A 15,886-nucleotide genomic window follows, 5' to 3' on the forward strand; every position below is an offset into this window, starting at 1 on the left:
ACAGGCCAGTAGCTCAATTGGCAGAGCGGCGGTCTCCAAAACCGCAGGTTGGGGGTTCGATTCCCTCCTGGCCTGCCACCTCATCCGTCAGGCATTAGCCGAGAGGAAAGATGGAAGCGAAGCAGTCGAGCAGCTCAAGCGTGCTGGACACGATGAAGCTCGTGCTCGCCCTGGCCGCCGTGGTGGGAGGTATATTTACCTACTACTACTTCCCGAGCGCGTCAGTGCTACTGCGCGTGCCCGCGGTGCTCGCGGGTCTGGGCGTGGGCTTGGCGATCGCTGCGACCAGCAGCCAGGGCCGCCAGTTCATGGACTTCATGCGCGGCGCGCGCGTCGAACTGCGCAAGGTCGTCTGGCCGAAGCGCGAGGAGACACTGCAGACCACGCTCATCGTGCTGCTGTTCGCGATCACCATGGGTGTCTTCTTCTGGATGCTTGACCTCGGCCTCGGCTGGGTCGTGCGCCTGATCACCGGCAGGGGCTGATTTAGTGTCTCTACGTTGGTACGTGGTCCACGCCTACTCGAACTACGAGTACAAGGTGAAACAGTCGCTCATCGAGCGGATCGAGCGTTACGACCTCGGCCACAAGTTCGGTGAGATCCTGGTGCCCACGGAAGAAGTCGTGGAGATGCGCGAGGGCCAGCGCCGCAAGAGCGAGCGGAAGTTCTTCCCTGGCTACGTGCTGGTGCAGATGGAGCTCGACGAAGAGACCTGGCACCTCGTGAAGGACGTGCCGAAGGTGCTCGGCTTCATCGGTGGGTCGAGCGATCGGCCTGCGCCGATCAGCGACGCCGAGGCGGAGGCCATCCTGCAGCGAGTGCAGGAGGGTGTGGACAAGCCCCGTCCGAAGGTGCTCTTCGAGCCCGGCGAGGTGGTGCGGGTCATCGACGGCCCCTTCAACGACTTCAACGGTGTGGTCGAAGAGGTCAACTACGAGAAGAACCGTTTGCGCGTCGCGGTCCAGATTCTCGGCCGCGCAGCACCGGTGGAGCTCGAGTTCGGCCAGGTGGAGAAGGCCTGAACGCCGGGTCGGCACCAGCCTGAGAGAAGAGTTTTATGCCTCAGCGCTCGTTTCGGCGTTGGGGAACGCCCGCCCGGGCTAACCGGTGCGAGGCAGGGGAGCCGCAAAGGCGTTTGCACCCAATGTATAGAGGAATCGAGTAGTGGCTAAGAAGGTTCAGGGCTACATCAAGCTGCAGATCCCGGCAGGACAGGCCAATCCCAGTCCGCCCGTGGGTCCTGCGCTCGGTCAGCACGGTGTGAACATCATGGAGTTCTGCAAGGCGTTCAACGCTCAGACGCAGAGCATCGAGCAGGGCCTGCCGACGCCCGTCGTGATCACCGTTTACAACGACCGTAGCTTTACGTTCATCACCAAGACGCCGCCCGCGTCGGTCCTGCTGCGCAAGGCGGCCGGCGTGCCCAAGGGTAGCGGTGAGCCGAACAAGACCAAGGTGGGCAAGGTGACGCGCGCCCAGCTCGAGGAGATCGCCAACACTAAGGATCCCGATCTGACGGCCGCTGATCTGGACGCCGCCGTGCGGACGATCGCCGGCACGGCGCGGAGCATGGGTCTGGAAGTGGAGGGTGTTGAGTAATGGCCAAGATGAGCAAGCGGCAAAAGTTGTTCCGCGACAAGGTCGACAGCACCAAGTCCTACCCGGTCGGTGAGGCTCTCGAGCTGATCCGCGAGCTGGCCGGCGCCAAGTTCACCGAGTCCGTGGATGCGGCCGTGAACCTCGGCGTGGATCCGCGCAAGTCGGATCAGGTGGTGCGCGGTTCGACGATCCTGCCCAACGGCACCGGCAAGACCGTGCGCGTGGCTGTGTTCGCTCAGGGCGATAACGCCACCAAGGCTCAGGACGCAGGTGCCGATATCGTCGGCTTCGAAGACCTGGCCGAGCAGATCAAGGGCGGCATGCTGGACTTCGATGTGGTGATCGCTACGCCCGATGCGATGCGTGTTGTCGGTCGCCTCGGTCAGGTGCTCGGTCCTCGCGGCCTGATGCCCAACCCGAAGGTCGGTACGGTAACGCCCGACGTCGAGAACGCGGTGAAGAACGCCAAAGCCGGTCAGGTGCGCTACCGCACGGACAAGGGCGGCATTATTCACTGCCCCATCGGTAACGTGACCTTCGATGCAGCTAAGCTGCACGAAAACCTCTCGACGCTGCTGGCTGACCTGAACAAGGCCAAGCCTTCGGCTGCCAAGGGCGTTTACATGAAGCGCGTGACCCTGTCGTCGACGATGGGGCCCGGAATCAACGTCGATCCCTCAACGATCTGAGTGGATCGAGCCGGCCGGTCACTCTCACCGTAGAGGGCCCGGCAACCAACATTGTCTGGCGGCGCTGTTCGTCGGGCGGTGAGACTGCCAGCTCGGGGCGCGAAAGTGCTCCGGCCTGGTGTCGTCCCAGACCGTAGGTGGTGTGGTCGTGCTGAGCACGGTCCCGCCTTAAATCGCCACGACCCGCCCTCGGGCGTCGAGCGGCATGCCTACGCAGACGGCGAACCCGAAAACGGAGCTCCGTTGAAGGTCGCCACCCTAGCGGAACTCGTACGACACCTGACGGTAGCGTTCGCAGTTTCGAGCAGCCGTTAACGGAGGACACGCTAACCATGCCTTTGACGCGAGAGCAGAAATCGGCCGTGGTGAGCGAGGTGAACGCGGTCGCTGCTGATGCCCTATCAGCAGTCGCGGCGGAATACCGAGGACTGACCGTCGAGCAGATGACCGAGTTGCGCAAGAAAGCGCGTGAGTCGGGGGTCTACATGAAGGTGGTCAAAAATCGGCTTGCCGCCCTGGCCGTAGAGGGAACGGAATTCGAGTGCATGAAGCCGGGTCTGAAGGGCCCGCTCATCCTGGCATTCTCCCAGGAAGATCCCGGTGCCGCCGCAAGGCTGGCCAAGGACTTCGCGAAGGAGAAGGAGAACGAGAAGTTCGTGGTCAAGCTGGTCGCCGTCGGCGGCGAGCTCATGGGCCCCGAGCAACTCGAACGCCTCGCCAGTCTGCCGACGCGGGAGCAGGCCCTGGCCATGCTTCTGGGTGTCATGCAGGCGCCGATTTCCAAGTTCGTTCGTACCCTCGCCGAGCCGCACGCCAAGCTCACACGCTTGGTCGCCGCGGTGCGCGATCAGAAAGAAGCGTCCGGATGAACGCTGGCGTTCGCGCCGCTCCGGACCGATTCGGGTTACCAGGTTTTATAGTTGAGGTAGATAAAAATGGCAGTTTCTAAGGACGACATCCTCGAGACCATCTCCAACATGACCGTTATGGAAGTGGTGGACCTGATCTCTGCGATGGAAGAGAAGTTCGGTGTTTCCGCTGCAGCCCCCGTTGCAGTTGCGGCCGGCCCTGGCGGTGGCGGCGACGCTCCCGCGGCTGAAGAGAAGACCGAGTTCGACGTTGTGATGGCCAGCTTCGGCGACAACAAGGTCGCCGTGATTAAGGCCGTGCGCGGCATTACCGGTCTGGGCCTGAAGGAGGCCAAGGCTCTGGTGGAAGGTGCACCCACCCCTGTGAAGGAAGGTGTGCCTAAGGAAGAAGCAGAGGAGCTTCAGAAGCAGCTTGAGGAAGCTGGCGCCAAGGTCGAGATCAAGTAACGTTGCACCGGCTGAACCGGGGGAAGCCCGGCAGCCGGAGCCGCAAGGCTGGTCGCCATCGGCGGCCGGCCTTTCGGTGTTTTTGAGAGTAGTGGTGTAGTTGCCAGCTTACCTTAACGCTGGCTAATGGACGCCTTGAGCGTCTAAGCGAGGATACCCCCGAATGGCCTATTCGTTCACCGAGAAAAAGCGCATTCGCAAGGATTTCGGCAAGCGGCCGCGAATCCTGCAGGTGCCCTACCTGTTGTCCATTCAGCTCGATTCCTACAGGCAATTCCTACAGGACGAGCACGAGCCCGGCAACCGTAAGGACATCGGCCTGCATGCGGCGTTCAATTCGGTGTTCCCCATCGTCTCCTACTCGGGCAATGCAGCGCTCGAGTACGTGAGCTATCGCTTGGGTGAGCCTCCCTTTGACGTGAAAGAGTGCCAGCTCCGCGGCCTCACGTTCGCGGCGCCCCTGCGCGTAACCGTGCGCCTGGTCATCTACGACAAGGAAGCATCGGGCAGCGAGAAGCCCGTGAAAGACGTGCGCGAGCAGGAGGTGTACCTCGGCGAGCTGCCGCTCATGACCGAGAACGGCACCTTCATCATCAACGGCACGGAGCGTGTGATCGTCTCCCAGCTGCACCGCTCGCCGGGTGTGTTCTTCGACCACGACCGTGGCAAGACCCACTCCTCGGGCAAGCTGCTGTTCTCGGCGCGCGTGATCCCCTACCGCGGCTCATGGCTCGACTTCGAGTTCGATCCGAAGGACGCACTCTTCGCGCGAATCGACCGTCGCCGCAAGCTGCCGGTCACGGTGCTGTTGCGTGCCCTGGGCTACGACAACCACCAGATCCTCGACATCTTCTTCGAGAAGAACGAGTTCCGCCTGACGGCGGAGACGATCAGCCTGCGCCTGATGCCGGAGCGTCTGCTCGGCGAGACCATGGAGTTCGACCTGGTCATCGGTGATCAGCTGATCGTGCCCGAAGGTCGTCGCGTCACGCGCAAGCACACGCGCGAGCTGGCGGATTCCGGCGAAGACTTTGTGGAAGTGCCTCGCCACTACCTCTCCGGCAAGGTGCTGGCTCACGATGTGCCCGATCCGGAGACCGGCGAGCTGCTGGCGAAGGTCAACGAGCAGCTGACGGAAGAGTCCGTCGGCAAGCTGGTGGAGGCCGGCATCGAGAGCATCGAGACGCTCTACGCCAACGACCTCGATCGCGGTCCCTACATCTCCCTGACGCTGGACATCGACTCCACCACCACCCGCCTCGAGGCGCTGGTGGAGATCTACCGCATGATGCGTCCGGGTGAGCCGCCCACCAAGGAGGCGGCGGAGAACCTGTTCCACAACCTGTTCTTCAACCCCGAGCGCTACGATCTGTCGGCGGTCGGCCGGATGAAGTTCAACCGTCGTGTGGGACATGACCACGTGACCGGTCCCGGCATCCTCTACGACTACATGTACTTTAAGGATCGCGACGACGCGTTCTGCAAGGAGCATGTGGAGCAGTACGGGGAGACCTCGGACATCCTCGATGTGCTGCAGTCGATCATCGACATCCGCAACGGCAACGGCACCATCGACGATATCGATCACCTCGGTAACCGTCGCGTGCGCAGCGTCGGCGAGATGGCGGAGAACGCCTTCCGTATCGGCCTGGTCCGTGTCGAGCGCGCCGTGAAGGAGCGCCTGACCCTGGCCGAGTCCGAAGGACTGATGCCGCAGGAGATGATCAACGCCAAGCCGGTGGCGGCGGCGGTGAAGGAGTTCTTCGGCTCCAGCCAGCTGTCCCAGTTCATGGACCAGAACAACCCGCTGTCCGAGGTGACCCACAAGCGTCGCGTCTCGGCCCTCGGTCCTGGCGGTCTCACCCGTGAGCGTGCGGGCTTCGAGGTGCGCGACGTGCACCCGACCCACTACGGCCGCGTGTGTCCCATCGAGACGCCGGAAGGCCCGAACATCGGCCTGATCAACTCCCTGGCTACCTACGCGCGCACCAACGAGTACGGGTTCCTCGAAACGCCCTACCGTCGCGTGGTGGAAGGCAAGGTGACCGAAGAGATCGTCTACCTGTCGGCGATCGAGGAAGGTAAATACGTCATCGCCCAGGCCAACGCGGCCCTCGGCGAGGAAGGCGAACTGGTCGACGAGCTGATCGCCTGCCGACACGAGAACGAGTTCAAGACCTTGTCTTCGGACGAGCGCGAGCGTGTGCAGTTCATGGACATCTCGCCCTCGCAGATCGTCTCCGTGGCCGCTTCGCTGATTCCGTTCCTCGAGCACGACGATGCCAACCGTGCCCTTATGGGCTCGAACATGCAGCGCCAGGCGGTGCCGACCCTGCGTGCGGACACGCCGCTCGTGGGTACGGGTATCGAGCGCGCCGTGGCCACCGACTCCGGTGTGACCGTGGTCGCCCGCCGCGGCGGCTTCGTCGACTCGGTCGACGCGTCGCGCATCGTGGTCCGTGCCCATGACGATGAGACGATTCCGGGCGAGCCGGGCGTCGACATCTACAACCTCACCAAGTACACGCGTTCTAACCAGAACACTTGTATCAACCAGCGCCCACTGGTGCGTACCGGTGACACGATCGCACGTGGTGACGTGCTCGCCGACGGCCCGTCCACGAGCCTCGGTGAGCTGGCCCTGGGCCAGAACATGCTCGTCGCGTTCATGCCCTGGAACGGCTACAACTTCGAGGACTCGATTCTCATCTCCGAGCGCCTGGTGCACGAGGATCGCTTCACCACGATCCACATCGAAGAGCTCACCTGTGTGGCTCGCGACACCAAGTTGGGTCAGGAGGAGATCACCTCCGATATCCCGAACGTAGGTGATGCGGCGCTCGGTAAGTTGGACGAATCGGGCATCGCTTACATCGGTGCCGAAGTGACCGGTGGCGACATCCTCGTAGGTAAGGTCACGCCGAAGGGCGAGACCCAGCTGACGCCTGAAGAGAAGCTCCTGCGCGCGATCTTCGGTGAGAAGGCGTCGGACGTGAAGGACACCTCCCTGCGCGTGCCCCCGGGCATGGACGGCACGGTGATCGACGTCCGCGTGTTCACCCGCGATGGCGTGGAGAAGGACGCTCGCGCCCTCTCCATCGAGCAGTCCGAAATCTCCAAGGTGCGCAAGGACCTCGACGATCAGCTGCGCATCCTGGAGGAGGATCTGTTCTCGCGGGTCGAGAAGATGCTCGTGGGTGAGGTTGCTGACGGCGGACCGCAGGGTCTGAAGGCCGGCAGCGAGATCACCTCCGAGTACCTCGCCGATCTGCCGCACGCCTCGTGGTTCGAGATCCGCGTGCGCAACGACGACATCAACCGTCAGATCGAAGGCGTCGCCTCGCGACTCGAAGAGCAGCGCAAGGAGTTCGACGAACGCTTCGATCACAAGAAGGCCAAGATCACCCAAGGCGATGATCTCGCGCCCGGCGTGTTGAAGATGGTCAAGGTGTACCTGGCGGTGAAGCGTCGCATTCAGCCGGGGGACAAGATGGCCGGCCGCCACGGTAACAAGGGTGTGATCTCCACCATCGTGCCGGTGGAAGACATGCCCTACAGCGACGACGGCACCCCCGTCGACGTCGTGCTGAACCCCCTCGGCGTGCCCTCACGCATGAACGTCGGCCAGGTGCTGGAGACGCACCTCGGCTGGGCAGCCAAGGGTGTGGGCCGGAAGATCGAAGGGATGCTGCGGGCCAAGGCGTCTGCCGATGAGCTGCGCGGCTTCCTGGAGAAGGTCTACAACGAGAGCGGCGGTCGTACCACGCCGCTGGAGGAGCTGGGCGAGGACGAGGTCCTGGAGCTGGCGAAGAACCTCTCCAACGGTGTGCCCATGGCCACGCCCGTGTTCGACGGCGCCACGGAGAAGGAGATCAAGAACATGCTGGAGCTCGCGGGCCTGCCGCGCAGCGGCCAGACGAACTTGATCGACGGTCGTACCGGCGAGCGTTTCCACCGCGAAACCACCGTCGGTTACATGTACATGCTGAAGCTGAACCACCTGGTGGACGACAAGATGCACGCGCGTTCCACCGGACCTTACAGTCTCGTTACCCAGCAGCCGCTGGGCGGCAAGGCGCAGTTCGGCGGTCAGCGTTTCGGCGAGATGGAGGTCTGGGCCCTCGAGGCCTACGGCGCCTCCTACACGCTGCAGGAAATGCTCACGGTGAAGTCTGACGACGTGCAGGGCCGCACCAAGATGTACAAGAACATCGTCGATGGTACGCACACGATGGATGCGGGCATGCCCGAGTCCTTCAACGTGCTGGTGAAGGAGATTCGTTCTCTGGCCATCGATATCGAGCTGGAGAGCGACTGACGGCGCAGTCACGCGGCGTGTTTGATTTTTGCCCCGGGACGACACCTGAGACGGTGAACATCCCGGCAAACGAGTGGCCCGCCATGGGCGGGCCCAGCGAACGGGGCAGGTAAGAGTTACATGAAAGATCTTCTCAAGCTTTTTCGGCAGCAGACGCCCGTCGAGGACTTCGATCGAATCCGTATCGGTCTAGCGTCCCCTGACATGATCCGCTCCTGGTCCTTCGGCGAGGTGAAGAAGCCGGAGACCATCAACTACCGGACCTTCAAGCCGGAGCGCGATGGCCTGTTCTGCGCCAAGATCTTTGGCCCGGTGAAGGACTACGAGTGCCTTTGCGGTAAGTACAAGCGCCTCAAGCACCGCGGTGTGGTGTGCGAGAAGTGCGGCGTGGAGGTGACCCAGTCCAAGGTGCGCCGTGAGCGCATGGGACACATCGAGCTAGCGAGCCCGGTGGCCCACATCTGGTTCCTGAAGTCGCTGCCCTCGCGTATCGGCCTCATGCTGGACATGACCCTGCGCGAGATCGAGCGCATCCTCTACTTCGAGGCCTTCGTGGTCATCGATCCGGGTATGACGCCGATGCAGCGCGGCCAGCTCCTGACCGACGAGGGCTACCTCGACGCGATGGAAGAGCATGGCGACGAGTTCGACGCCCGCATGGGCGCCGAGGCGGTCTTCGAGCTGCTGAAGTCCCTCGATCTGGACGCGGAAGTCGCACGTGTGCGCGAGGAGATCGCGGGCACGTCGTCCGAGACCAAGATCAAGCGTTTGTCGAAGCGCCTCAAGCTACTGGAATCGTTCATCGAGTCCGGCAACGCACCCGAGTGGATGGTGCTGACCGTGCTGCCAGTGCTGCCGCCGGACCTGCGTCCCCTGGTGCCGCTGGACGGCGGTCGCTTCGCGACGTCGGATCTGAACGATCTGTACCGTCGCGTCATCAACCGCAACAACCGCCTGCGTCGCCTCCTCGAGCTCAACGCGCCTGACATCATCGTGCGCAACGAGAAGCGCATGCTCCAGGAGGCCGTGGATGCGCTGCTCGACAACGGCCGTCGCGGTCGTGCCATCACGGGCACCAACAAGCGTCCCCTGAAGTCGCTGGCCGACATGATCAAGGGTAAGCAGGGTCGCTTCCGTCAGAACCTGCTCGGTAAGCGTGTGGACTACTCCGGTCGTTCGGTGATCGTGGTGGGCCCGACCCTGAAGCTGCACCAGTGCGGTCTGCCGAAGAAGATGGCGTTGGAGCTGTTCAAGCCCTTCATCTTCTCCAAGCTGCAGCTGCGCGGCGAGGCGGCGACGATCAAGGCCGCCAAGCGCCTCGTGGAGCGCGAGGGTCCTGAGGTGTGGGACATCCTCGAAGAGGTGATCCGCGAGCACCCGGTGCTGCTGAACCGCGCACCCACGCTGCACCGCCTCGGCATCCAGGCCTTCGAGCCCGTGCTGATCGAGGGCAAGGCCATTCAGCTGCACCCGCTCGTGTGTACCGCGTTCAACGCTGACTTCGATGGCGACCAAATGGCCGTGCACGTGCCGCTGTCGCTGGAAGCTCAGCTGGAAGCGCGCGCCCTGATGATGGCGTCGAACAACATCCTGTCCCCGGCCAACGGTGATCCCATCATCGTGCCGTCGCAGGACGTGGTGCTCGGGCTTTACTACATCACCCGCGAGCGTGTGAACGCCGAGGGCGAGGGCATCGTGTTCGCGGACGTAGCGGAAGTCTCCCGCGCCTATCACACCCGTTCCGTCAGCCTGCACGCCAAGGTCAAGCTGCGCATCGCGCGCAACGAGATCGTCGACGGGGTGCGGCACGCGGTGAACCAGGTGGTGGATACCACCGTTGGCCGCGCGCTCCTGCTGGAGGTGCTGCCGGACGAGCTGTCCTTCGATCTGGTCAACCGTACGATGACCAAGAAGGCGATCTCGGCGGCGATCAACGCGTCCTACCGCGAGGTGGGCCTGAAGCGTACCGTCGTGTTCGCTGACCAGCTCATGTACGCCGGTTTCTACTACGCCACCCGCGCCGGTGTCTCGATCGGTGTGGACGACATGGTCGTGCCGCCCGAGAAGGCCGCGATCCTGGAAGAGGCCGAGGCCGAGGTGAAGGAGATCGAAGACCAGTACGGCATGGGTCTGGTCACCAACGGCGAGCGCTACAACAAGGTGGTGGATATCTGGTCGCGCACTAACGAGCGCGTGGCCAAGGCCATGATGGAGCAGCTCGGCGGCGAGGAAGTCGAGGACTCGGAAGGCAACAAGATCAACCAGGCCTCCTTCAACTCCATCTACATGATGTCCGACTCGGGTGCTCGTGGTTCTCCCGCGCAGATTCGTCAGCTGGCCGGGATGCGTGGCCTGATGGCGAAGCCGGACGGCTCCATCATCGAGACGCCGATCACGGCCAACTTCCGCGAAGGCCTCGACGTCCTGCAGTACTTCATCTCCACCCACGGTGCTCGTAAGGGCCTCGCGGATACGGCGTTGAAGACCGCCAACTCCGGTTACCTGACCCGTCGCCTCGTCGACGTGGCGCAGGATCTGGTGGTGACGGAGATGGACTGCGGCACCACCGAGGGCGTGCGCCTCGAGCCGCTGGTCGAAGGTGGCGATGTGGTCGAGCCCTTGTCCGAGCGCGTGCTTGGCCGAGTGCTGGCCGAGTCGGTGTTCGAGCCGGGTACGGACAATGAAGCGATCCCGGCGGGGACCCTCCTCGATGAGCGCCTGGTGCAGCGGATCGAAGAGATGGCGATCGACCACGTGACCGTGCGCTCGCCGATCACCTGTAAGACCCGCTACGGCGTGTGCTCCATGTGCTACGGGCGTGACCTCGCGCGCGGCCACATCATCAATCGCGGCGAGGCCGTGGGCGTGATCGCGGCCCAGTCGATCGGTGAGCCGGGCACGCAGTTGACCATGCGTACCTTCCACATCGGTGGTGCGGCCTCGCGAGCGGCGGCGGTCAGCAGCATCGAGGTGAAGAACGCCGGTGAGGTGCGCTTGCACAACGTCAAGACCGTGCGCAACCAGGACTCGAACCTGGTCGCTGTGTCACGTTCCGGTGAGCTGGCCATCGTCGACGAGTTCGGTCGTGAGCGTGAGCGCTACAAGCTGCCCTACGGTGCGGTGATCTCCGTGGACGATCGCGAAGGCGTGAAGTCCGGTCAGCAGGTCGCTGGCTGGGATCCGCACACCCACCCGGTCCTCACTGAGGTGGACGGCTTCCTGAAATACGTCGACTTCGTGGATGGCGTCACCGTAAACCGCCAGGCGGACGAGACCACCGGTATCGAGTCCGTGGTGGTGAGCGATCCGAAGCAGCGTGGTTCCAGCGGTAAGGACCTGCGTCCGATGATCAAGCTGGTGGATGGCGACGGTAACGACGTCACCCTGTCCACGGGTAACGCCGTGGCCTACCCGCTGCCGCCGGGTGCTGTGATCAGCATGGCCGAGGGTGAGCAGGTGCGCATCGGTGATGTGCTCGCGCGCATCCCGCAGGAGACCTCGAAGACCCGTGACATCACCGGTGGTCTGCCGCGTGTGGCCGACCTCTTCGAGGCGCGTCGTCCGAAGGATCCGGCCATCCTGGCCGAGGCCAGCGGTACGGTCAGCTTCGGTAAGGAGACCAAGGGCAAGCAGCGCCTGATCATCACCAACGAAGACGGCGATCGCCATGAGGAGCTGATTCCGAAGTGGCGCAACCTGCACATCTTCGAGGGTGAGCATGTGGAGCGCGGTGATGAAATCGCCGACGGCGAGCCGAATCCGCATGACATCCTGCGCCTGCAGGGCACCGAGGCCCTGGCCGAGTACCTGGTGGGCGAAATTCAGGACGTGTATCGCCTGCAGGGTGTGAAGATCTCCGACAAGCACATCGAGGTGATCATTCGCCAGATGCTGCGCAAGGTGGAGATCCTCAACGGCGGCGATACCCGCTACCTGCGCGGCGAGCAGGTGGACCGTTCGAAGGTCGACGAGGCGAACGAAGCCCTGGCCGAAGATCAGCAGCCGGCTCGCTACGAGCGTCTGCTGCTGGGTATCACCAAGGCATCGCTGGCCACCGAATCCTTCATTTCGGCAGCCTCCTTCCAGGAGACCACCCGCGTGCTCACCGAGGCAGCCGTCCGCGGCGTGCACGACGACCTGCGTGGCCTGAAGGAAAACGTGATCGTGGGTCGCCTGATTCCGGCTGGTACCGGATCGGCATATCACGAAAACCGCCGCCGAGAGAAGGGCAAGTCGGACCAGGAGCGGTACCTGGAGGCTGCCGAGGCAGCGATGTCTGGCGGTCTGGGTTCCGCGCCGGCCGACGCCGGGGAAGGCGAGGCCGCTCCGGCCGCTCAGGCGGCACCTTCCGAGGAGTAATCCTCGGCCGCGGAAGGGTTCAGGGCGGGTATCGGTAGAAAGCCGTGCCCGCCCTTTCTATCCCTGGCGATTGGCGCTTTTCTTGCTTGACAGGGCCCCTCGCGGCTCCTAGACTTCGCGGTCTTTCTCGGGGCCTGCTGGCTTCGCAGTGGCTTGCGCCCTCCTGAGAGTGACCGGGACGCCCGACTGAACAGGGGCTTTCTCCCGGCGCCGACCCCGAGAGTTCCGAACGACTGAACACGCGACCAGCGCTGACGCTGGCCACGGGTTACGCCACCCCGGCTGCGGGGCTGGCGCGACGGATCGTCGACGACGATCACACATAGATGAGGATGTAGATGGCAACGGTTAACCAGCTGGTTCGCAAGCCGCGCGCCCGCAAGGTCGAAAAGTCCAACGTGCCCGCGCTCGAGAGCTGTCCGCAGCGTCGCGGCGTCTGCACGCGCGTGTACACCACCACCCCGAAGAAGCCGAACTCGGCCATGCGGAAGGTGGCTCGTGTGCGCCTGACCAATGGTTTCGAAGTCACCAGCTACATCGGCGGTGAAGGACACAACCTCCAGGAGCACTCCGTGGTGCTCATTCGCGGCGGTCGCGTCAAGGATCTCCCCGGTGTGCGCTACCACACGGTACGCGGCACGCTCGATTGCGCCGGCGTCAACAGCCGTCGCCAGGGTCGCTCCAAGTACGGCGCCAAGCGCCCGAAGGGCTAACCGTCGGTTGAGGTTTTCGCCGCGCTCGCGCCGGCACCAGAGATAAGCTTCTAGCAGGAACACCATGTCAAGACGATCTTCCGCCACTCGCCGCCCGGTCCTTCCGGACCCGAAGTACAAGAGCGAGATGTTGACCAAGTTCATCAACATGCTCATGACGCGTGGCAAGAAGTCCGTGGCCGAGTCGATCGTGTACGGCGCCCTCGACACCATGGCTGAGAAGAGCGCCACCACCGGCGACCGCGCCGTGGAGATGCTCGGCCAGGCCCTGGACAACGTGAAGCCCGTGGTCGAGGTGAAGTCTCGCCGCGTGGGCGGTGCCACCTACCAGGTGCCCGTGGAAGTGCGTCCCCTGCGCCGCCAAACCCTGGCCATGCGCTGGGTGATCGACGCTGCTCGTAAGCGCAGTGAGAAGTCCATGGCGCAGCGCCTGGCGAATGAGCTGCTCGAGGCGGCTGACAATCGCGGTACGGCCGTGAAGAAGCGTGAGGACACGCACCGTATGGCTGAGGCCAACAAGGCCTTCTCTCATTACCGCTGGTAACTGAGCTACCGGCGGCCACGAGTCGATTACATGTTGATGCCAGCAGAGATTGACCGTGGCACGTACTACCCCCATCCAGCGCTACCGAAACATCGGCATCATGGCCCACATCGATGCCGGCAAGACGACGACGACCGAGCGCATTCTCTTTTACACCGGGGTTTCCCACAAACTCGGTGAAGTCCACGACGGTGCCGCCGTCATGGACTGGATGGAGCAGGAGCAAGAACGCGGCATCACGATCACGTCGGCCGCCACCACCTGCTTCTGGTCGGGCATGGACCAGCAGTTCCCCGACCACCGCATCAACATCATCGACACCCCTGGTCACGTCGACTTCACGATCGAAGTCGAGCGCTCCCTGCGCGTGCTCGACAGTGCCGTCGCCGTCTTCGATTCTGTAGGGGGTGTCGAACCGCAGTCCGAGACCGTGTGGCGCCAGGCGAATCGCTACGCCGTGCCGCGCCTGGCATTCGTCAACAAGATGGACCGTGTAGGTGCGGACTTTCTCCGCGTGGTCGAGCAGATCACCGAGCGCCTTCGCGGCAACCCGGTGCCGATCCAGCTGCCGATCGGCGCGGAAGAGGACTTCCGCGGCGTCGTCGATCTCATTCGGATGCGGGCGATCTACTGGGACGACAGCACTCTCGGTACGCGCTACGAAGCGGGCGAGATCCCCGAGGATATGGTCGAGCTGGCCCAGCACTGGCGCGAGCACATGCTCGAAGCCGTGGCGGAGGCCGACGAGGCTTACATGGAGCGCTACCTCGAGGACGGTGAGCTCTCGGAAGAGGAGATCGTCGCGGGCTTGCGCAAGCGCACGATCGCCAACGAACTCGTGCCGGTACTCTGTGGGTCTGCCTTCAAGAACAAGGGCGTCCAGGCTGTGCTCGACGCTGTGATCGAGCTCCTCCCGTCGCCTGTCGACGTGCCCTCGGTGACCGGCATCGGCAGCGACGACGAGACCACCGAGGAGCGTCCGGCAGACGACGATGCGCCTTTTGCGGCCCTCGCGTTCAAGATCGCGACGGACCCCTACGTCGGTACGCTCGCCTTCATGCGGGTGTACTCGGGCGTGGTGAAGACGGGCGATACGGTCTTCAACCCCATCAAGGGGAAGAAGGAGCGCATCGGTCGGCTGGTGCAGATGCACGCCAACGATCGCGAAGATCTGAAGGAGGTGCGCGCCGGCGATATCGCCGCGGCTGTCGGCCTCAAGGATGTGAGCACCGGCGATACGCTCGCCGATCCGTCCGCGCGCGTCACCCTGGAGCGAATGGATTTCCCGGATCCCGTGATCTCGGTCGCGGTGGAGCCGAGGACCAAGGCCGACCAGGACAAGATGGGCATGGCGCTGTCGAAGCTGGCTCAGGAAGATCCGTCCTTTCGCGTGCGCACGGACGAGGAGTCCGGTCAGACCATCATCTCCGGCATGGGTGAGCTTCACCTGGAGATCATCGTCGATCGCCTGCGCCGCGAGTTCAAAGTCGACTCCAACGTGGGTAAGCCGCAGGTGGCTTATCGCGAGACCATCGCCAAGTCGGTCAAGCAGGAAGGCAAGTTTGTGCGCCAAACCGGCGGCAAGGGGCAGTACGGCCACGTGTGGCTGCGTCTCGAGCCCCAGGAGCGCGGCGCGGGCTACACCTTCGAGAACAAGATCGTCGGCGGCGTGGTGCCGAAGGAGTTCATTCCTGCCGTCGACAAGGGCGTGCAGGAGCAGATGCAGACGGGTGTGATCGCGGGCTACCCCGTGGTCGACGTCAAAGCGACCCTCTACGACGGGTCCTTCCACGACGTCGACTCCAGCGAGGTCGCCTTCAAGATCGCAGCCTCCATGGCGTTTCGCGAGGGTACGCAGGCCGCTGGCCCGGTGCTGCTCGAGCCCATGATGAAGGTTGAGGTGGTGACCCCTGACGACTACATGGGTGACGTCATGGGCGATCTGCAGCGGCGCCGCGGCGTCGTTCAGGGAATGGAAGATGCCGTCGCGGGCAAGATCATCCGCGTCGAGGTGCCCCTATCGGAGATGTTCGGTTACGCAACCGAGCTACGGTCGATGAGTCAGGGGCGCGCGTCCTATTCGATGGAGTTTGCGCATTACGCCGAGGCCCCTCCGGCCGTGGTCGATGCGCTGACAGCTTGAGTAGCGTTATTAGCCTTTAGGAGCAGCAGCGCTGGCTGACCCAGCAAAGCGGGAGTATTAGACGTGTCGAAAGAGAAGTTTGAACGTACGAAGCCGCACGTGAACGTGGGAACTATCGGTCACGTTGACCATGGTAAGACGACGCTGACGGCGGCGATGACGACGGTGCTGGCGGCGGAGTTCGGTGGTGCCGCGCAGGCGTTC

Annotated in this window: 12 protein-coding genes and 1 tRNA gene; all 13 read left to right on the forward strand. The window is 63.6% G+C overall.

Features of this window, described 5'->3' with window-relative positions; genetic code table 11:
• The first annotated feature begins 2 nt into the window (after window positions 1–2).
• A tRNA-Trp gene (locus AAF184_20530) sits at window positions 3–78 on the forward strand.
• 32 nt (window positions 79–110) lie between these two features.
• Window positions 111–485 carry a preprotein translocase subunit SecE gene (gene secE, locus AAF184_20535; protein MEO0424736.1) on the forward strand — a complete coding sequence of 125 codons (375 nt, stop codon included), beginning with the start codon at window positions 111–113 and terminating at the stop codon, window positions 483–485.
• Window positions 486–489: 4 nt separating this feature from the next.
• A complete protein-coding gene (gene nusG / locus AAF184_20540) occupies window positions 490–1,023 on the forward strand; it encodes a transcription termination/antitermination protein NusG (GenBank protein ID MEO0424737.1) in 534 nt (177 codons plus the stop codon).
• A gap of 142 nt (window positions 1,024–1,165) precedes the next feature.
• On the forward strand, window positions 1,166–1,600 hold the full coding sequence (rplK, locus tag AAF184_20545; protein MEO0424738.1) for a 50S ribosomal protein L11: 435 nt from the start codon (window positions 1,166–1,168) through the stop codon (window positions 1,598–1,600).
• A complete protein-coding gene (gene rplA / locus AAF184_20550) occupies window positions 1,600–2,289 on the forward strand; it encodes a 50S ribosomal protein L1 (GenBank protein MEO0424739.1) in 690 nt (229 codons plus the stop codon). Before rplK ends, rplA begins: the two co-directional genes overlap by 1 nt.
• A 332-nt stretch (window positions 2,290–2,621) precedes the next feature.
• The gene (gene rplJ / locus AAF184_20555; GenBank protein MEO0424740.1) at window positions 2,622–3,158 is read left to right on the forward strand and encodes a 50S ribosomal protein L10; all 537 of its coding nucleotides are present in this window, start codon (window positions 2,622–2,624) and stop codon (window positions 3,156–3,158) included.
• A 66-nt stretch (window positions 3,159–3,224) separates the two neighbouring features.
• Complete coding sequence (gene rplL / locus AAF184_20560; GenBank protein MEO0424741.1) at window positions 3,225–3,605, forward strand: 50S ribosomal protein L7/L12; 381 nt, start codon at window positions 3,225–3,227, stop codon at window positions 3,603–3,605.
• A 163-nt stretch (window positions 3,606–3,768) separates the two neighbouring features.
• Window positions 3,769–7,923, forward strand: coding sequence for a DNA-directed RNA polymerase subunit beta (rpoB, locus tag AAF184_20565; GenBank protein MEO0424742.1), 4,155 nt, complete (start codon window positions 3,769–3,771; stop codon window positions 7,921–7,923).
• A 120-nt stretch (window positions 7,924–8,043) separates the two neighbouring features.
• Window positions 8,044–12,282, forward strand: coding sequence for a DNA-directed RNA polymerase subunit beta' (rpoC, locus tag AAF184_20570; protein MEO0424743.1), 4,239 nt, complete (start codon window positions 8,044–8,046; stop codon window positions 12,280–12,282).
• 338 nt (window positions 12,283–12,620) lie between these two features.
• Window positions 12,621–12,995, forward strand: coding sequence for a 30S ribosomal protein S12 (gene rpsL, locus AAF184_20575; protein ID MEO0424744.1), 375 nt, complete (start codon window positions 12,621–12,623; stop codon window positions 12,993–12,995).
• A 64-nt stretch (window positions 12,996–13,059) separates the two neighbouring features.
• Complete coding sequence (gene rpsG / locus AAF184_20580; protein MEO0424745.1) at window positions 13,060–13,539, forward strand: 30S ribosomal protein S7; 480 nt, start codon at window positions 13,060–13,062, stop codon at window positions 13,537–13,539.
• Between the two features lie 55 nt (window positions 13,540–13,594).
• A complete protein-coding gene (fusA, locus tag AAF184_20585; protein MEO0424746.1) occupies window positions 13,595–15,682 on the forward strand; it encodes an elongation factor G in 2,088 nt (695 codons plus the stop codon).
• A 63-nt stretch (window positions 15,683–15,745) separates the two neighbouring features.
• On the forward strand, window positions 15,746–15,886 hold a 141-nt coding region (locus AAF184_20590; GenBank protein ID MEO0424747.1), incomplete at its 3' end, for a GTP-binding protein.

The sequence above is a fragment of the Pseudomonadota bacterium genome (assembly GCA_039815145.1).
Classification (GTDB): Bacteria; Pseudomonadota; Gammaproteobacteria; order Steroidobacterales; family JBCBZW01; genus JBCBZW01.